The sequence below is a fragment of the Stenotrophomonas sp. 01N47 genome, assembly GCF_056399165.1.
On sequence record NZ_JBFTQU010000002.1, the window covers coordinates 408,814 to 428,512 of the forward strand.

Below are 19,699 nucleotides of genomic sequence, written 5' to 3' on the forward strand. Positions count from 1 at the left end.
ACAGGGGGAAAAACGCCGTCCGGACGTGCCCGGAAACGCCGGCGCAAAGGAAGTTTCACCCGCAATTATGCCTGAGCTGGGGCCGAGGCCCCAAATAGACCATGGTCCCAGTCCCCGGCTCAGGCAGAATTGCCCGCGCGCCCTTGAACAACAAGGGGGCTCCTGGGCTGCTGGATCGCGGGGAAGGCCCGGCGCATGCGCGGTAGTGCCGGCCGCTGGCCGGCAACCTCTGCCGATTTGGGTCCACCAGATGCCGGCCAGCGGCCGGCACTACCAGAGAGCCCGGTTCGCGGTAGCGCCCGGGCTCAGTGCTCGTGCGCTGCCGGGGCGGCGGCGCCACCTTCGAGCTGGTCGAGGAAGTCCACCGCGCGGCGCAGATGCGGGATCACGATCGAGCCGCCGACCACCAGGCCCACCGAGAAGGTCTCGAAGAACTCTTCACGAGTGACGCCGGCGTCCTTGCACTGGGCCACGTGGTAGCTGATGCAGTCGTCGCAGCGCAGCACCATCGAGGCCACCAGGCCCAGCAGCTCCTTGGTCTTCACGTCCAGCGCGCCGGCCTGGTAGGTCTGCGTATCCAGCGCGAAGAAGCGGCGCACCACCTGGTTCGGCTCGCCCAGGATGCGTTCATTCATGCGCTTGCGGAAGTCGGTGAACTCGGCGATCCGGTCCTTGCTGCCGTCGTCGGCCGCGCTCATGCCTGGCCCTGCCCGGCCAGCAGCGGCTCGAGCTTGCCTTCACGATGCAGGGCCATCATGTCGTCGTAGCCGCCAACGTGGACGTCGCCCACGAAGATCTGCGGGACGCTGGTGCGGCGGGTCTTGGCCATCATCTTCTCGCGCTCGACCGGGTCCAGGTCGATGCGGACCTCGGTCCATTGCTGGCCCTTGCTCTTGAGGAAGTTCTTGGCGGCCACGCAGTACGGGCAGACGGCGGTGGAATAGATGGTGATGGCGGGGGTAGCGCCGGCGGACTGGGCTGTCACGGGAAACTCCACGATGGATCGACGGTCCATATATGGTACCGGTGCGCTGGAATTTCCACGCCACGCCCGCAACACTGTGGATTGATTAACGAATGGTTGCCCCCTGCCCTGCCACGCTGGGCCGACCCTGCCCGAGGACCGACCGCTTGCGATCCCTGCTGCTCACCGCTGCCCTGACCCTGGCCCTGGCCGCCCCGCTGGCGCAGGCCCAGGAGAAGCTGCCGGACATCGGCTCCTCGGCGGGGGAACTGCTGACCCCGGCCCGGCAGGCCGAGTACGGCGCGATGATGCTGCGCGAACTGCGCAACTATGGCTACCTGCTGGACGATCCCCTGGTCAACGACTGGCTGCAGACCATGGGCACCCGCCTTGGCTCCAACAGTGACCAGCCACGCCAGCCCTACACGTTCTTCGTGATGAAAGACCGCCAGATCAATGCCTTCGCCACCCTCGGCGGCTATATCGGCGTCAATGCCGGCCTGGTGCTGACGGCCGAGCGCGAGGACGAGGTGGCGGCGGTGCTGTCCCACGAAATCGCCCACGTCACCCAGCAGCACGTGCTGCGCGGGGTTGAGCGCGCCCAGCGCGATCAGATCCCGATCCTGCTGGGCATGCTGGCGGCAGTGGTTGCCGCCCAGGCCAGCAACAGTTCGTCCTCGGGCAACGCGACCATGGCCGCGATCAGCTCGGGCATGGGCCTGATGCAGCAACGGCAGATCGACTACACCCGCTCAAACGAATCGGAGGCCGACCGGCTGGGCATCCGCACGCTGTCGCGCAGCGGCTACGACGTGGATGCGATGGCCGGCTTCTTCGAGCGCATGTCCTCGGCGATGCGCGGCAACGATGGCGGCTACAGCGTTCCGGACTTCCTGCGCACACACCCGGTCAACACCACCCGCATCAGCGAGGCCAAGGCCCGCGCCGAACAGATGAAGAAGGACACGGTGCTGCTGACCACGCGTACGCCCAGCGGCGAGCGCAAGGAGCGGGTGGATCCCGCCGACCCGACCCTGGGCGATCCGCTGCTGCGTGGCATCAACCCGCTGCTGCCCGGCAGCGTGCTGCGGGTTCCGATCGGCCAGCTCAGCCGCGGCGCCAGTGGCGACTTCAACTGGGCCCGTGAGCGCCTGCGCGTGCTCAGCGCCGACAGCCCGGCCGACCTGCAACGCGAGTACGCCGATCTTGCGCGGAGGCAGAAGGACGGCCTGGATGACGCCCAGCGCTATGGCCAAGCGCTGGCCACGATGCGCGGTGGCCGCAGCGGTGCCAGCCAGGCCCGGCAGACCCTCACCGACCTGCTGAAGACCCACCCGGACAGCCTGTGGGTCGCCCTGGCCCTGGCCGAAGCGGAATCGCGCACCGGACAATCCACCCAGGCCAATGCGCGCTTCGAGCAGCTGCTGCACGAACACCCCAACAGCCGGCCGGTGGCCCTGACCTACGCCGAGATCCTGAACGAGCAAGGAGGCCAGGCCGCGGGCCAGCGCGCGCAGGCGATGCTGCGCCCCCTGCTGTCGCAAAGCGGTAACGATCCGGTCTTCCAGCAGCGCTACGCCCGCGCCAGTGAACTGGCCGGCGACAGTGTCCGCGCCAGCGAGGCCTATGCCGAGGCGGCGTTCCTCGGCGGGCGCCCGGAACAGGCCCTGATGCAGCTGCAGGCACTCAAGCGCAACCCCGCGCTGGACTATGTAGGTCGGGCCCGGGTGGATGCGCGGATCGAGTCGATCACGCCCACCGTGCTCGAGCTGCGCCGGCAGGGCGTGCAGGACCCGGATCTGGACCGCCGCTGAGTGCGGCATGACCGGCAGATGGCAGCAATGCCAGATGCCGGCCAGGCAGTCACAAACATGTCATCAAACCGTAGTCTACTGGCACCACTCCAGTAACTGAGCCCTACGGTGCCCTCGTGCAGAAACGCATCCTGATCGTCGATGACGAGCCCGCGATCCGCGAAATGGTCGCCTTCGCCCTTCGCAAGGGCGATTACGAACCTGTCCACGCCGGTGACGCCCGCGAGGCCCAGACCGCCATCGCCGACCGCGTCCCCGACCTGATCCTGCTGGACTGGATGCTGCCCGGCACCAGCGGCCTGGACCTGGCCCGGCGCTGGCGCAAGGAAACCCTCACCCGCGAAGTGCCGATCATCATGCTGACCGCGCGCGGCGAAGAGAACGACCGCGTCGGCGGCCTCGAAGCCGGTGTGGACGACTACGTGGTCAAGCCGTTCTCGGCGCGCGAACTGCTGGCGCGTATCCGCGCGGTCATGCGCCGCGCCCGCGACGATGACGAGGACGGCAGCGTGGCGGTGGGTGCGATCCGCATCGACGGTGCCGCCCATCGCGTGTTCGCCAACGACCAGCCGGTGCCGATCGGCCCGACCGAGTACCGCCTGCTGCACTTCTTCATGACCCACCCCGAGCGCGTGTATACGCGCGCACAGTTGCTGGACCACGTGTGGGGCGGCAGCGTGTATGTGGAAGAACGCACCATCGACGTGCATATCCGCCGCCTGCGCAAGACGCTGGAACCGTTCAACGCCGAGAACATGGTGCAGACCGTGCGCGGCGCCGGTTACCGCTTCTCCACCGCAACCTGAGCCTCGTCGTGCCGGCGCCGTGCACCCCACGGTGCCGGCGTCGGCAACTCTGCTATAACTTCCGGTTCACCTGCGTGAACCGCCGCAACCCACGACGAGACCGCAATGCCCCGCCACATCCGCTCTGCCTGGTTGAAGACACTGGCCACCGTGGCCACCGTGTTGCTGTTGGCCGGTCTGGTCGGTTGGTTCACTGGCCACCTGTGGCTGTGCATCGCGCTGGCGGCACTGGCGACGCTGGTCTGGCACTACTGGCGGCTGCGCCGCGTGCTGCGCCGGCTGACCGCGCGCCAGCGCTGGGATACCGCCGCCGAAGGCACCGGCGTCTGGAACGAACTGGACCGCCTGCTGTACCGCAACCAGGTCGAGATGCGCGTGCGCAAGCGGCGACTGCTGGACATGCTGCGCAGCTATCGCGCCGCAGCGGCCGCGCTGCCCGACGCCGTGGTGGTGCTGGACCGCAACAGCCAGCGCGTGCAGTGGTTCAACGAAGCGGCCACGGCCCTGCTCGGCCTGCATCATCCGGGCGATCTGGGTGAAGCCCTGGTCGAACGCCTGCAGCCGATGCCGCTGGCGCACTGGCTGGCCGGTGGCCGCAATGCCGAACCGATCCTGGACGTGCCCTCGCCGGTCGATCCTGCGATCCGCCTGAACCTGCGCCTGATTCCCTATTCGTCCGACTACTGGCTGTTGATCGCCCGTGACGTCAGCAAGCTGCTGCGCCTGGAACAGGTGCGCCGCGACTTCGTGGCCAACGTTTCACATGAGCTGCGCACCCCGCTCACCGTGGTCCACGGCTACCTGGACATGATGGACCCGGAGGATTTCCCGGGAACCGGACCGATGCTGGAAGAAATGCGCAAGCAGAGCCAGCGCATGGCCCAGCTGGTGGAGGACCTGCTGACCCTGTCGCGGCTCGAATCGCAGGAACACAGCGAGGCCGAGACGGTGGCCATGCAGCCCATGCTGGCCACCCTGCGCCGCGAAGCCGAAGCGCACAGCCAGGGCCGCCACCAGATCAGCATCGACGACCTGGCCGGCGTGGACCTGCAGGGCTCGACCAAGGAACTGCACAGCGCGTTCTCCAACCTGGTCACCAACGCGGTGCGCTACACCCCGGCCGGTGGCCGCATCGCGGTGGAGTTCCGACGCGAGGGCGACGGCGTGGTGCTGGCGGTGCGTGACACCGGCTACGGTATTCCCGCCACGCACCTGCCGCGCCTGACCGAACGCTTCTACCGCGTCTCGAGCAGCCGCTCGCGCGAAAGCGGCGGCACCGGCCTGGGCCTGTCGATCGTCAAGCACATCCTCGGTCTGCACCACGCACGCCTGGAAATCGACAGCGAGGTCGGCAAGGGCTCGGTGTTCGCCTGCCATTTCGATGCCGACCACGTGCGACCGCGTGAGTCCGCCCCCCTGACCTCCTTCGAAGAATGACGCCATGAGCAGCCTCGGATCCCTCCCCCTCCCCGTGAGCACGGACAGCGATCCGTTGCGCGACCCGGCGCTGTACATCAACCGCGAACTGTCGCAGCTTGATTTCAACTTCCGCGTGCTGGCGCAGGCGATGGACCCGCAGGTGCCTCTGCTGGAGCGCCTGCGCTTCATGTGCATCTCCTGCACCAACCTGGATGAATTCTTCGAGATCCGTGCCGCCGCGGTCCGCCATGCACAGGAGTTCGGCCTGCCGCCGGCACCGGACGGCATGAGTCCGCAGGCCATCCTCAATGCCATCCACGAGCGCGCCGCCGAGCTGGTGGACCAGCAGTACCGCTGCTGGAACCAGACGCTGCGCCCGGCGCTGATGGAGGCCGGCATCGGGGTGCTCGGCCGCAACTCCTGGACCCACCGCCAGAAGCGCTGGCTGCGCGCCTACTTCCGCAACGAGATCATGCCGGTGCTGTCGCCGCTGGGCCTGGATCCGGTGCATCCGTTCCCGAAGATCCTCAACAAGTCGCTGAACATCGTGGTGGTGCTGAAGGGCACCGATGCGTTCGGCCGCAGCGGCCACCTGGCCATCGTGCGTGCGCCGCGTTCGCTGCCGCGGATCATCCAACTGCCGGAAAAACTCGGCGGCCCGCAGAATTTCGTGTTCCTGTCCTCGGTGCTGTCCACCTTCGTGGACGAGTTGTTCCCGGGGCTGGAAGTGCTGGGCGCCTATCAGTTCCGCGTCACCCGCAACTCCGAGCTGGTGGTGGATGAAGAGGAAGTGGAAAACCTGGCGCTGGCCCTGCGCGATGAGCTGGTCGACCGTGGCTACCGGCCTGCAGTGCGGCTGGAGATCGCCCACGACATGCCGCGCGACATCGTCCGCACCCTGCTGCAGAACTTCGGCCTGACCGAGAACGCGGTGTACCGCATCGACGGACCGGTCAACCTCAACCGCATCATCCAGCTGTACGACCTGATCGCCCAGCCGGACCTGAAGTATCCGCCGATGACCCCGCGCACCCTGCGCGACAGCGACGGCATCTTCGAGACCGTGGCCCGCCAGGACCTGCTGCTGCACCACCCCTTCGACGCGTTCGCGGCGGTGCTGGACCTGATCCGTCAGGCCGCGCTCGATCCGAACGTGCTGGCGATCAAGCAGACCCTGTACCGCACCGGCAAGGATTCATTGATCGTCGATGCACTGATCCAGGCGGCGCGCGCCGGCAAGGATGTGACCGTGGTGGTCGAGCTGCGCGCGCGCTTCGATGAAGAGGCCAACCTGGGCTTGGCCGATCGGCTGCAGGAAGCCGGCGTGCAGGTGGTGTACGGCGTGGTCGGCTACAAGACCCACGCCAAGATGCTGCTGATCGTGCGCCGCGAAGGCCGCAAACTGCGCCGCTACGTGCACCTGGGCACCGGCAACTATCACAGCGGTACCGCGCGCGCGTACACCGACCTGAGCCTGATCACCGCCGATGCCGACATCGGCAACGATGTGCACCTGCTGTTCCAGCAGCTGTCCGGGCTGGCATCGAAGATGAAGCTCAAGCGCCTGCTGCAGTCGCCCTTCACGTTGCACACCGGGATCCTGGCGAGGATCGAGCGCGAGACGCGCATCGCCGCCGCCGGGCGACCGGCGCGGATCATCGCCAAGATGAATGCCCTCAACGAAGCGCAGGTGATCCGTGCGCTGTACGCCGCCTCGCAGGCGGGGGTGCAGATCGACCTGATCATCCGTGGCGCCTGCACCCTGCGGCCGGGCGTACCGGGCGTGTCGGACAACATCCGCGTGCGCTCGATCGTCGGCCGCTTCCTGGAACACAGCCGGGTCTACTGGTTCGGCAACGACGGCGCACCGGAGCTGTACTGCGCCAGCGCCGACTGGCTGGAACGCAACCTGCTGCGCCGGGTGGAAACCTGCTTCCCGATCCTCGACCCGGCGCTGGCCAAGCGGGTGTACCGCGAGGTGCTGCAGAACTACCTGGACGACAACCTCAACGCCTGGGAGCTGGATGCCGAAGGCATCTACCACAAGCGCGCACCGGCCCACGACGAAGCCCCGCATTCGGCGCAGATGGCGTTGATGCAGGGACTCTGACCCGGTAGGTGTCGACCAAGGTCGACACCTACCAAGAGTAGGCCATGCCATTCCGACAGATCGCGGAGATCTGCCGAAGGCGGGGTGGGTCCGGTTGTGGGGGTGTCCGCGGCATGGATGCCGCGGCCAAGCCCCCAGGGGTGAGGGCGCTTTGCTTGCGAAGCACTGCTTCGCAAGCGCCCGAACGCACAGCCGCCAGCGGCTGGGCCGGACCGCGGAGCGGGGTTCACGGCGTCCCCCGCAACCGGCCCCACCCCGCCCTCCCACGGATACCCCGCTTTTGACGTTGACGTTGACGTTGATTCAGCGGGTGCAGGGCGCAGCCCTGCCGCACTCCCCCTCCAAAATGTGAAGGCCACGCGGTGACGAGTTCACCGCCCCTTCGGCTAACATTCGCCCATGCCGCATACCACCACGACTCCGCCCGCATTGCAGGATGGCGACCTGCTGGCCGCCATCGACCTTGGCTCCAATAGTTTCCACATGGTCATCGCGCGTTACACGCTTGGCCAGCTGCGGGTGATCGACCGCCTGCGCGAAACCGTGCGCATGGCCGACGGCCTGGACGGCAAGGGTGGACTCTCCGCCGCAGCGCGACAGCGCGCGCTGGAGTGCCTGGCCCGCTTCGGCCAGCGCATCCGCAACGTTCCGCCGCATCGCGTGCGTGCACTGGCCACCAACACGGTCCGCCAGCTGCGTTCGCCGCAGGCCTTCCTGATGCCGGCCGAAACCGCGCTCGGGCATGCCATCGAAGTGGTCAGTGGCCGCGAAGAGGCGCGCCTGATCTACCTGGGCGTAGCCCATGCACAACCGCCCAAGCCCGATCAGCATCGCCTGGTCATCGACATCGGTGGCGGCTCGACCGAGTTCATCATCGGCAAGGGCATGCAGACCCTGGAGCGCGAGAGCCTGCAGGCCGGCTGCATCGCCAGCACCCGTCGCTTTTTCCCGGGCGGCAAACTCAGCAAGAAGCGCTGGAAGGACGCACTGGCCGAGATTGGCCGGGAGTTCCAGCCCTTCGCCAGCAAATACCGCGCGCTGGGCTGGCAGGAAGCACTGGGGTCGTCTGGTACCCACAAGGCCATCAGCGAAATCTGCGCGACGATGAAGCTGAGCAAGGGTGCGATCACCGCCGAGGCGTTGCCGCAGCTCCGCGATGAGCTGCTGAAGGCCAAGAAGATCGACGACATCGTGCTGCCTGGCCTGTCCAGCGATCGCCGCCCGATCATCGCCGGCGGCATCCTGGTGCTGGAGGCCGCCTTCCAGGCGCTGGGCCTGCAGAAGCTGCTGGTCAGCAAGGCCGCGATGCGCGAGGGCATCCTCTATGACATCCTCGGCCGTGCCGGCGACAACGACCCGCGCGATGAATCGGTGGCCGCCCTCACCCATCGCTATGGCATCGATACGGTGCAGGCCGGCCGCGTGCAGGACACCGCGCTGTCGTTGCTGGAGCAGGTGCAGGAGCGCTGGAAGCTGGATGCCGATGACGCACGCATGCTTGGCTGGGCCGCACGCCTGCATGAGCTGGGGCTGATGATCGCCCACAGCGGTTACCACGTGCATGGCAGCTACGTGCTGGAAAACTCGGATATCGCCGGCTTCTCGCGGCAGGAACAGCAGATGCTGGCGACGCTGGTGCGCAATCACCGCCGCGGCATCAGCAAGACCGCCTTCGATGCCATTCCCGAACGCCTGCTGCTGACCGCACGGCGCCTGGCTGCCCTGCTGCGCCTGGCGGTCCTGCTCAACCGCGCGCATGAGGACGCACCGCTGCCGGTGCTGGAACTGACTGCCGACGACAGCCGCCTGTCGCTGATCGTGCCGCAGGACTTCATCGATGCGCGCCCGCTGCTGCGCGCCGACCTGATCGGCGAGACCGAAGGCATCGCCGGGCTGGGCATCCAGTTCCGTCCGTTCGTGGTCTGATCAGGACGCCGAGGGCGCCCACGCATCACCCGTCGGCGCCCGATTACATTTCGTTACAGTTCGCGCAATCGACCGCCGATTCCTGCTGCACCGCAGCAGCTGGCGGGGACGGTGTGCGCCTCGTCCTGACGTAAACCCCTGCTTTTGTTCACGTTTGGTGAAAACGCGCGATGCGTAACGACACAAAGCGACACGCGCTCTTTACAGAGCATTAACCAACGAGACTACTATCGGGTCATCGGCTCGGTCCTGGACCTGCCGATTCCTTCGACGCCCGTTTTGGCGTCCTTTGCACGACCCGAGAGAGAGAGCTCGTCATGACTTCACGCACCACCGCACTGGGGCAGGCCATCCGCTACGCCCTGGCAACCACCGCGACGCTGGCTGCGCTGCCGGCGTTCGCCCAGAGCAGCAGCACCGCCTCGCCGACCAACCTGGACCGCATCGAGATCACCGGTTCCCGTATCCGCCAGGTGGACGTTGAAACGTCGCAGCCGGTACTGGCACTGACCCGCGCCGACATCGAGCGCCAGGGATTCAGCTCGGTGTCGGACATCCTGCAGAACGTGACCGCGATGGGCAGCCCGACCATCAGCCGCGCCAACGTGCTGTCGGCCGGTGAGGATGCTGGTGGTACCTACGTGAACATGCGCAACCTGGGCACCCAGCGCACGCTGGTGCTGGTCAACGGCAAGCGCATGGGCATCAGCACCTCGGGCTACCAGGACGTGTCGACCCTGCCGGTGTCTGCGGTCGAACGTATTGAAGTGCTGAAGGACGGCGCCTCGGCGATCTACGGTTCCGACGCGATGGCCGGCGTGATCAACATCATCACCCGCACCAACGTCAACGGCGTCACCGCCAACGTCTACCACGGCCAGTACAGCGAGGGCGACGGCGCCCGTGATCGCGTCGACGTGGTTGCCGGCTGGTCCAATGACCGCTTCTCGGCCACCTTCGCCGCCGAACACTCGGAAGAAAAAGCCGTGTGGGCACGTGACCGCGGCTTCAGCCGTTACGGCAACACCGACCGCCACCCGACCGATGGCTGGACCACCAACAGCCAGTGGGGCCAGTTCTACGGCGTGAAGGGCGGCCCGGGCTGCACCAAGGCAGCCGGTTGCGACTACGCGCTCAACCGCGGCAGTGACCCGACGAACCCGGCGAACTACCACTTCACCGATCCGACCGCGTTCACCGGTGACGTCAGCAACACCAATGAACAGATGCACCTGAGCTACCCGATCAAGCGTGATTCGCTGTACTTCTCGGGCACGGCCAACATCACCGACAACATCCGCTTCAAGGCCGAGCTGGGCTACAACAAGCGCTCCTCGACCCGCGTCACTGCCGGCTATCCGTTCGACACCGCCACCGCCAAGATCAAGGGCATGTCGGTTGACAGCTACTTCAACCCGTTCGGCAACCAGCATGGCTATGCCAAGCCTACCGATGTGAGCTGGAACCGCCGCCTGTGGGAGGTGCCGCGCACCAGCACCAGCGAGCTGAAGACCTACCGCGCCGTGGCCGCGTTCGACGGTTCGTTCGACATCGGTGAGCGCTACTTCGATTGGGAAGTGGGCTACCAGTACAACAAGAACGAGCTGCGCCAGAGCACCTTCGGCAACCTGCACAAGGGTCGCGTCGAACAGGCTACCGGCAAGTCCTACCTGAACCCGGCAACGGGCAAGGTCGAGTGCGGTGCACCGGGTGCGCCGATCGCCAACTGCATGCCTTGGAATCCGCTGGTTCCTTATGGCGTGGAAAGCCCGTATGGCATGACCAACAACCAAGCCCTGCAGGACTGGCTGTTCCCGCCGGAGAACGCGACCGGCCGCACGACCTCGAAGAACGCCTTCGCCACCATCAGCGGCAGCCTGTTCACCCTGCCGGCCGGCGACCTGGGCTTCGCCTTCGGCGTCGAGAACCGCGAGGAAACCGGCAAGTTCGTACCGGACCCGCTGGCGCAGACCGGTGCCACCACCAACCTGGCCGCTGGCCCGACCGGTGGCTCGTACAAGGTGAAGGAAGCCTACCTGGAGTTGAACGTGCCGGTGCTGGCCGACCTGCCGGGTGCGCGTGAGCTGAGCTTGAACGCGGCGACCCGCTTCTCGGACTACAACACCTTCGGCAATACGCTCAACAGCAAGTTCGGCTTCAAGTGGAAGCCGATCGACCAGCTGCTGGTGCGTGGTACCTGGGCCCAGGGCTTCCGCGCTCCGACCATTTCCGATCTGTACGGCGGTGGTTCGGAAACCTTCGCCAACTTCTCCGACCCGTGTGACAGCAAGTACGGCTCGGCCCGCAGCAGCGCCGAAGTGCGTGCCCGCTGTGCACGCGACATCGCCGACGTTGCCAACTTCCGCCAGCTGGACAACCGCAACCAGCCGACCGAAGGCTCCGTCGCCGCCACGCCGACGCCGTTCACCTCCGGCTCGAACCCGGACCTGAAGCCGGAAACCTCGACCAGCCGTACCCTGGGCGTGGTCTGGAGCCCGACCTTCATCAGCAACTTCAACGTTTCGCTGGACTGGTGGAAGATCCGCATCGACGACACCATCGTCGACGACAGCCCGAACCAGATCCTGATCGACTGCTATGAGCAGGGCCTGGCCGACCGTTGCGCGCGCTTCACCCGCAACGCGACCACCGGCATCGTCACCGGCCTGAAGTTCGGCAACCGCAATGCCGGCTTCATGGAAACGGAAGGTTACGACATGGACCTGACGTACCGCCTGGATACCGACTACGGCAAGCTGAGCACCTCTTGGTCGACCACCTACGTGGCCAAGGACGTCTTCCGCTCGTCCAACGACAGCTCGATCGTGCCGACCGTCAACAACGGCATCGCCACCAACACCGGCATCGGCTTCCGCGTGCGTTCGAACCTGACCGTGGGCTGGGACCTGGAGAACTTCGGCGTCAGCTGGACCGCGCGCTACTATTCCAGCGTCAAGGAACAGTGCGTCAACCCGGGCAAGTACGCCGATGAGTGCTCGGACCTGAACGTTGGCGCCCCCTGGTACAAGGGCACGCGCAATTACAACGAACGTGGTTCGGTCACTTTCCACGACGTCCAGTTCCGCTACAACCTGCCGTGGGATGCCACCGTTTCAGTCGGCGCCAACAACGTGTTCGACAAGCAGGGCCCGGTCATGTACACCAAGCCGCGCTCGGTCTTCTCGTATTACGGCGGCTATGACATCGGTCGTTTCATCTACATGAAGTACACCCAGCGCTTCTGATCCACGCGCTGGCGTAACACCATGACCACGGCCCTTCGGGGCGGTGGTTTTTTTGTGCCCGCGCAGGTTGTCGCCATCTACATCGCTGTTGACGCTTCCAATCCAGCACGCCATCCCGGGCATACCTTCAGCCGGAACACAAAATGACCTGGCAATCGATTGATTCGATTCCGCTTTGTACAAAAGCGTCATCACCGATCCGGGCGCTTTCGTCGCTTTCCTCTACTTCTCCCTGCGGGCCTTCACTAGGTTTGAACGTCCACCGCCCGCGGTGGAACTGGCGCCGCCCTGCTTGGCCGCGCACCGATGAATTGGAAGAGAGAGAGACCCATGACCATCCGTATTCCCGAACTTGGGTTGGCGATCCGCCGAGTGCTTGCGATGACCGCCACCACTGCGTTGGCCGTCCCCGCATTCGCCCAGCATTCCGTTGAAGCCACCACCCTGGACCGCATCGAGATCACTGGCTCGCGCATCCGCCAGGTCGATCTGGAAACCGCACAGCCCGTGCTGACCATCAGCCGCGCTGACATCGAGCGGCAAGGCTTCAATTCCGTCGCCGACATCCTGCAGAACCTGACCGCAACCGGCAGCCCGGCACTGAGCCGTGCCAGCCCCCTAAGTGCTGGCGAAACCGCCGGTGGCAGTTACGTGGACATGCGCGGCCTGGGTGCACAGCGCACGCTGGTGCTGATCAATGGCAAACGCCTGGGCATGACGACCAGTGGTTACCAGGACATCTCCAGCATTCCTGCCGCTGCCGTGGAGCGCATGGAAGTTCTGAAGGATGGCGCATCGGCCATCTACGGTTCCGACGCCATGGCCGGCGTGGTCAACATCATCACCCGCCGCAACGTCGAGGGCGTGACCGCCAGCGTCTACCATGGCCAGTTCAGCGAAGGCGATGGCGCCCGCACCCAGTACGACGTGGTTGCAGGCTGGTCGAATGAACGCGCCTCGATCAGCCTCGCCGCCGAGCATGTCGAAGAAAAGGGCGTGTGGGCGAAGGACCGGGGCTTCAGTGCCTACACCTATACCGATCGTCATCCGGACGATGGTTGGACCACGGTCGGCCAGTGGGGCCGCATTACCGGCTTCAACGGTCCGGGCTGCAGCAACAGCCGCGGCTGCAGCTATTCGCTCGACCGTGGCAGCCAGCCGGGAGGTCCGGACAGCTTCCATCTCAGCGACAACACGCCGTTCACCGGTGATGTCAGCAACAGCAACGAACAGATGCACCTGCAGACACCGATCAAGCGCGACTCGATCTTCGTTGACGCCCGCGTGGATCTGAACGACCAGGTCCGCTTCAACACCCAACTGGCCTACAACCAACGCACCACGAAGCGTCAGGTGGCCGGCTACCCGTTCCAGTCCGGCGCAGCCGGCATCACGCCGATGTCCGTCGACAGCTGGTTCAACCCGTTCGGCAGCCATCACGGCTACGAAACGCCCAGCGACGTGGACTGGAACCGCCGTACCTGGGAGATTCCGCGGGTCAGTACCAGCGAACTGACCTCCTGGCAGGGCGTGGCGGCGTTCGAGGGCAGCTTCGCCTTCGGCGGTCGCGATTTCGACTGGGAAGCCGGCTACCAGTACAACCGCAGCGAACTGATCCAACGCGCCACCGGCAACCTGCACAAGCAACGCGTCGCCGATGCCACCGGGCCGTCCTTCTACAATCCGGCAACCGGCAAGGTCGAGTGCGGTACACCGGAGGCGCCGATCAGCGGGTGCAGGCCCTGGAACCCGCTGGTGCCCTATGGCCAGGATGATCCCTATGGCCTGACCGGCAACCCGGAACTGCAGGACTGGTTGTTCCCCGAGGAACTCAGCCGCGGCCGCACCACAACCCGCAACCTGTTCGCCAGCCTCAGCGGCAGTCTCGCCACGCTGCCGGCCGGCGAACTGGGCTTCGCGGTGGGTGCGGAGAGCCGCCGCGAGGATGGCCGCTTCATCCCCGATGCGCTGGCACAGACCGGTGCCACCACCAACCTGGCTGCAGGCCCCACCGGCGGTGGCTACCGTGTAGACGAGGCCTACCTGGAGCTGAGCGTGCCGGTGCTTCGCGACCTGGCCGGTGCGCGTGAGCTGAGCCTGAGCGCCGCTACCCGATACTCGGACTACACCACCTTCGGCGGCACCCTCAACAGCAAGTTCGGCTTCACCTGGAAGCCGATCGACCAGCTGCTGGTCCGCGGCACCTGGGCCCAAGGGTTCCGCGCGCCGACCATCTCCAATCTGTATGGCGGTGGTTCTGAGACCTTCACCACCGGCTTCCGTGATCCCTGCGACACCGTCTACGGTGCTGCGGCCAGCAGCCCGGAGGTGCGTGCACGCTGCGCCGCCGACATCGCCAACGCTGACAGCTACCGCCAGCTCGGCCAGGGCAACGAGCCGATCACCGGCAGCAGCGGGCAGACGCCGCGGGCCTTCACCAACGGCTCCAACCCCGACCTGGAGCCGGAGACCTCGACCAGCCGCACACTGGGCCTGGTCTGGAGCCCGATGTTCGCCGAAGGGCTGAACATCGCGCTGGACTGGTGGAAGATCCGCATCGACAACACCATCGTCGCAGACCACCCCAACAACATCCTTCGCGACTGCTACGAGTTGGGCATCGCCGAACGTTGCGACGGTTTCACCCGTGACCCGGAACTGGGCATCGTCGACAAGCTCAACTATGGCAACCGCAACAGCGGCTTCCGCCAGGCCGAAGGCTATGACCTGGAAATCGGCCATCGGATCGAAACCCGCTGGGGCACGCTGCGCGCCGATTGGAAGACCACCTATGTGGTTGCCGCCGAGGAACGGACCACCAACGAGGCGGATGTGCCGCCGATTCCCAGCAATGGCATCGCCACCAACGGAGGCATTGGTTTCCGGGTCCGCTCCAACGCGTCATTGGGGTGGGAACAGGGCAACGTCGGCCTCAGCTGGAGCCTGCGCTACTTCTCCGCAGTCAAGGAACGCTGCCTGGACGCAAGGGACCATCCGGATGAATGTTCCCACCCGGACCAGCGCGCGCCCTGGTACAGCGGCAGCCGCGACTACAACCGACGCGGTTCGGTCACGTTCCATGACGTACAGGCGCGTTACAACCTGCCGTGGAGTGCCACCGTTTCGATCGGCGCCAACAATGTGTTCGCCCGCCAGGGCCCGATCCTGTACAGCCAGCCCAGTTCCAACTTCTCCTACTACGGTGGCTTCGACATCGGTCGCTTCGTCTACATGAAGTACCAGCAGCGCTTCTGATCCACGCGCTGGCGCAACACCACGACCACGGCCCTTCGGGGCCGTGGTTTTTTTGTGCCGCTGAACTGCGCAGGCACCGCCTTGCCCGGTCGTCATCGCGTTGTCGCAAAGCGGTCATGTCGGCTACATCGCCAGGCCCGAGCATGCGTAAAACCGGAGGCCCGCCATGCGCTATGCCATCGTCACCGAAACCTACCCGCCGGAGATCAACGGCGTCGCACTGACCGTGCAGGGCCTGGAGCAGGGATTGCGCGCCGCTGGCCACGAGGTCGACCTGATCCGTCCGCGCCAGGTCAGCGAAGCACTGGATGCGGCGCCGGGCACCCTGCTGGTACCGGGCGCGGCCTTGCCGCGCTACCCTGGCCTGCGCTTCGGCCTGCCGGCACCGATCCGGCTGGGCCGGCACTGGCGACAGCAGCGCCCCGATGCGGTCTACGTGGCGACCGAAGGTCCGCTGGGCTGGTCGGCACTACGCACCGCGCGCCGCCTCGGCATTCCGGTGGCTACCGGATTCCACACCCGCTTCGACGAATACCTGCCCGACTATGGCGTGGCGTGGCTGCAGTCGGCGGCAATGCGCTGGATGCGCCGTTTCCACAACCAGGCCGACGCGACCCTGGTGCCCACCCGCGAACTGCAGGAATTCCTGACCGACCAGGGCTTCGAGCGCGTGCGCCTGCTCGCCCGTGCGGTCGACAGCCAGCAGTTCGACCCGTCACGCCGCGACCCGGCGCTGCGCGAGGAATGGGGTATCGATGGCACGGGCCTGGCGGCGATCTACGTTGGCCGCATCGCCGCCGAAAAGAACCTCGGCCTGGCGGTGAAGGCCTTCCGCAAGCTGCAGCAGGTGCGCCCGAAAGCGCGTTTCATCTGGGTCGGCGATGGCCCGGCGCGCGAGAAACTGGCGCATGAGAATCCCGATTTCATCTTCTGCGGCATCCAGCGCGGCGATGCCCTGGCCCGACACTTCGCCAGTGGCGATCTGTTCCTGTTCCCCAGCCGCAGCGAGACCTTCGGCAACGTGACCCTGGAAAGCATGGCAAGCGGCCTGGCCACGGTCGCTTTCGACTACGGCGCGGCCCGCGAGTACCTGCGCAACGGCGAGAACGGTGCCGCAGTGGATGACGACGAGCAGTTCGTGCAGGCAGCGGTGCAACTGGCTGCCGATGATGTCCAGCGCCGCGGGTTGGGTGGCAACGCGGCACGGGCGATGAAGCGGCTGCACCCGCAGCAGGTGGTGGCGGAGTTCGAAAGCCTGCTGGCGGAACTGGCCAGCGCGCGGAGGAGCGGACATGCGCACCACGCCGCTTGAGCTGCTGGCCGGTCGCGAAGCCCGGTTGTGCCGCCGCGCCAACCACTACTGCCGACGTCGCCGCGTGCGGCGCGTCTTTTCGATCATCAGCCGGCTCGGCGATGGCGTGTTCTGGTATGTGCTGATGGGCGCGCTGGTGCTCATCGATGGCTTCGACGGCCTGCGCGCATCAGTGCACATGGCCGCCACCGGCCTGGCCGCGCTGCTGCTGTACAAGGGCCTGAAACGCTGGACCCGGCGGCCACGGCCGTACGCGGCCGACCTGCGTATCCGTGCCTGGGTGGCGCCGCTGGATGAGTTCAGTTTCCCGTCCGGCCATACCCTGCACGCGGTGTCGTTCACCATCGTCGCGCTGGCCTACTATCCTTGGCTGGCGCCGCTGCTGGTGCCGTTCACCTTCGGCGTGGGCCTGTCGCGCGTAGTGCTGGGCCTGCACTACCCAAGCGACGTTCTGGCTGCCACCGGCATCGCTGCACTGCTGGCCTCGGCCAGCCTGGCCTGGCTGCCGTTGCCGGTGTGATGCCCTAGAATGTCCGCATGACCACGCTGTTCATCTCCGATCTGCATCTGGACCCCAGCCGTCCGGCCATCACCGACCTGTTCCTGCGCTTCCTGCGCGAGGAAGCGCCTGGCGCCGATGCGCTGTACATCCTCGGCGATCTGTTCGAAGCCTGGATCGGCGATGACACGCCCTCGGCCGCAGCCGATGCGGTGGCCGATGCACTGAAGGTACTGTCCGACAGCGGCGTGCCGGTCTTCTTCATCCGCGGCAACCGTGACTTCCTGCTGGGCGAAGACTATGCCCGCCGCGCTGGCCTGCGCATCCTGCCGGACCCGTGCATGATCGAGCTGTACGGCCGCCCGGTGCTGCTGCAGCACGGTGACCTGCTGTGCACCGATGACATCCCCTACCAGCAGTTCCGTGCCCAGACCCGCGACCCGGTCTTCCAGGCGCAGTTCCTGTCGCAGCCGCTGGAAGCGCGTGTCGCCTTCGCGCAGAAGGCGCGCGATGCCAGCCAGGCGCGCCAGTCGGAAATGAAGCAGGGCGACCGTGCACAGTTCGAAACAGTCACCGACGTGGCCCCGGCCGAAGTGGAAGCCACTTACGTGCGCCACGGCGTGGACACGATGATCCATGGCCACACCCATCGCCCGGCGATCCACACCCTGCAGGCCGGCGGACGCAGCTGCACCCGCATCGTGCTGGGTGATTGGTACGAACAGGGTTCGGTGCTGCGCGTGGATGCCAACGGCTGGACCCTGGATACGCTCAGCCGCGAATGATGGATCGCAGGGTGCCAACCAAGGGTGGCATCTACCAGAGCAGGTGCACGCGCCCTGGTAGACGCCGACCCTGGTCGGCGCTTGGACTCAGCGGAAGGCCGCGATGGTGGCCTTGGTATTGACCAGCACGCGCTGGTTGTCGGCACTGCTGGCGATGCCCATCGGCACGCCGTTGTAGCTGATGTTCGGATTGGACCAGTAGTTCAGCCGCGGGCAGCCGGCCGAGCAGTCATAGGCCATGATCGTGCGCCAGCGCGATCCGCTGGCCGGCTCATAGCGATAGCCATGGCCATAGGCATACGGTGACGTGCTCGGATCACTGGCGATATCGTGCCGTGCGCTCTGCAGGTGGCCGATTTCATGGGCGAACGAGTAGTAGCCGGTGGCGCAATCCCAGTAAACCGCAGCGAACGCGGTCGATGCGGTGGAACCGATGCCCGAGGCCAGCCCGCAATAGCTGGTGTTGTTGATCAGCAGTACGCCGACGTCAGCGGCGGTGTTGTTGCGGCTGGTGTGGATGCTGTCCATGTAGCCGTCGCTGGTGCCACGGAAGCGCGACAGGTCGGTGGTGAAATTGCCGGACTCGGTGTAGTTGGTGGTTTCATAACCGGCCAGCTGCAGGGTGAGGCCTACGTTGCTGTTGGTGTAACCCTGGTTGGATTCGGCAACCGCCAACTGCACCAGCGACTGCATGTTGCCACCGTAGGCGGTCACTGCAGCGTTGGTTGCCACCACCAGCACGCGGATGGTCGCCGGGCTGCCTGAGGAGGCCTGCGCAGTGCCGAGGCGATCATTGGCCGGCATGGCGATCTTCGGCAACTGGTTGTAGTCGGCCGGATGATCGGCCGGCATCCGCGATTCATCCACCTCGACCAGCACGTGGCGATTGCCCAGCGGACGCAGACGATAGAGTTTGCCGTCCTTGCGGATCGAGCCGGTGAGGGTATTGCCCGAGCGCACCAGGATCAGCGAATTGCCCGGATCGTCCTGGCCATTGGACGTGGCCGCCCGCAGGCGATCGGACGGCGCGCGCAACTGGCCGTACCAGATGCTGCCACCGTCAGGCAGTGCCTCGATCTTGCTGCGAACGGCCTGCACCTTCTGCCCGAGCAGCTCGAATTCCAGCTGCGGCTGCGCTGTGGCGGCGGCATCGACCCGCACTTCCTGTACGGCGGCGGTGGACGGGGTGGCCAGCAATCGCCCCAGTGCCGGCTCGCTGGTGGCCGATGCACGGCTGAGCACGGTGACCGGCTCGAACAACGGCGCCGCATGGGCGGCCGCCGCTACCGACAATCCCAACAACAGACCACCTGTCGCTTTACCTATCGATCTGGACATCATCTTGTCGCTCCTTGGAGTGAAGTGGACAGCGTTGATGCAGCACGACCCGGGGTGCCGGGTTTGGCCATCAGGCCTGCGCAGGGCGTGTGAATTCAATAGACGAGAGGAATGGAAATCGCGATCTGTGATCGACCGCATCTGCGTTCAGTCAGGTCAAAGGCGTCAGTACACTTCGCCAACACACGGCTTTCGCGCTACCGTGACGCGGCCACGACAGGGGATG

13 protein-coding genes are annotated in these 19,699 nt (G+C 66.1%); 10 read left to right on the plus strand and 3 right to left on the minus strand.

The features are described 5' to 3' along the window. Positions 1-305: 305 nt before the first annotated feature. Both AC1DKR_RS05895 and grxC read right to left on the minus strand, forming a co-directional pair. Positions 306-698 carry a carboxymuconolactone decarboxylase family protein gene (locus AC1DKR_RS05895; protein WP_005408260.1) on the minus strand — a complete coding sequence of 131 codons (393 nt, stop codon included), beginning with the start codon at positions 696-698 and terminating at the stop codon, positions 306-308. Continuing rightward, a complete protein-coding gene (grxC, locus tag AC1DKR_RS05900; protein WP_025878124.1) occupies positions 695-985 on the minus strand; it encodes a glutaredoxin 3 in 291 nt (96 codons plus the stop codon). Before grxC ends, AC1DKR_RS05895 begins: the two co-directional genes overlap by 4 nt. A gap of 146 nt (positions 986-1,131) precedes the next feature. Between grxC and AC1DKR_RS05905 the strand changes: the two genes are divergently transcribed. The 10 genes from AC1DKR_RS05905 to lpxH all read left to right on the plus strand — a co-directional run bounded on the left by AC1DKR_RS05905 (position 1,132) and on the right by lpxH (position 18,135). Continuing rightward, on the plus strand, positions 1,132-2,778 hold the full coding sequence (locus AC1DKR_RS05905) for a M48 family metalloprotease (protein ID WP_478031733.1): 1,647 nt from the start codon (positions 1,132-1,134) through the stop codon (positions 2,776-2,778). A gap of 116 nt (positions 2,779-2,894) precedes the next feature. Next, on the plus strand, positions 2,895-3,584 hold the full coding sequence (gene phoB, locus AC1DKR_RS05910) for a phosphate regulon transcriptional regulator PhoB (protein ID WP_025878121.1): 690 nt from the start codon (positions 2,895-2,897) through the stop codon (positions 3,582-3,584). Positions 3,585-3,689: 105 nt separating this feature from the next. Continuing rightward, complete coding sequence (gene phoR, locus AC1DKR_RS05915) at positions 3,690-5,021, plus strand: phosphate regulon sensor histidine kinase PhoR (RefSeq protein WP_025878120.1); 1,332 nt, start codon at positions 3,690-3,692, stop codon at positions 5,019-5,021. 4 nt (positions 5,022-5,025) lie between these two features. Further along, a complete protein-coding gene (gene ppk1 / locus AC1DKR_RS05920) occupies positions 5,026-7,113 on the plus strand; it encodes a polyphosphate kinase 1 (RefSeq protein WP_025878118.1) in 2,088 nt (695 codons plus the stop codon). Between the two features lie 399 nt (positions 7,114-7,512). Next, on the plus strand, positions 7,513-9,039 hold the full coding sequence (gene ppx / locus AC1DKR_RS05925) for an exopolyphosphatase (protein WP_025878116.1): 1,527 nt from the start codon (positions 7,513-7,515) through the stop codon (positions 9,037-9,039). Between the two features lie 317 nt (positions 9,040-9,356). After that, a complete protein-coding gene (locus AC1DKR_RS05930; RefSeq protein WP_312785685.1) occupies positions 9,357-12,284 on the plus strand; it encodes a TonB-dependent receptor domain-containing protein in 2,928 nt (975 codons plus the stop codon). Between the two features lie 330 nt (positions 12,285-12,614). Then, a complete protein-coding gene (locus AC1DKR_RS05935; RefSeq protein WP_312785684.1) occupies positions 12,615-15,539 on the plus strand; it encodes a TonB-dependent receptor domain-containing protein in 2,925 nt (974 codons plus the stop codon). Positions 15,540-15,705: 166 nt separating this feature from the next. Further along, on the plus strand, positions 15,706-16,851 hold the full coding sequence (locus AC1DKR_RS05940; protein ID WP_025878112.1) for a glycosyltransferase family 4 protein: 1,146 nt from the start codon (positions 15,706-15,708) through the stop codon (positions 16,849-16,851). Next, positions 16,832-17,371, plus strand: coding sequence for a phosphatase PAP2 family protein (locus tag AC1DKR_RS05945; protein ID WP_025878111.1), 540 nt, complete (start codon positions 16,832-16,834; stop codon positions 17,369-17,371). Before AC1DKR_RS05940 ends, AC1DKR_RS05945 begins: the two co-directional genes overlap by 20 nt. A 17-nt stretch (positions 17,372-17,388) precedes the next feature. Continuing rightward, on the plus strand, positions 17,389-18,135 hold the full coding sequence (lpxH, locus tag AC1DKR_RS05950; protein WP_447944698.1) for a UDP-2,3-diacylglucosamine diphosphatase: 747 nt from the start codon (positions 17,389-17,391) through the stop codon (positions 18,133-18,135). 87 nt (positions 18,136-18,222) lie between these two features. On the opposite strand, the gene AC1DKR_RS05955 is transcribed toward lpxH, so the two are convergent. Then, complete coding sequence (locus AC1DKR_RS05955; RefSeq protein WP_312785682.1) at positions 18,223-19,476, minus strand: zinc-dependent metalloprotease; 1,254 nt, start codon at positions 19,474-19,476, stop codon at positions 18,223-18,225. Between the last annotated feature and the right edge of the window lie 223 nt (positions 19,477-19,699).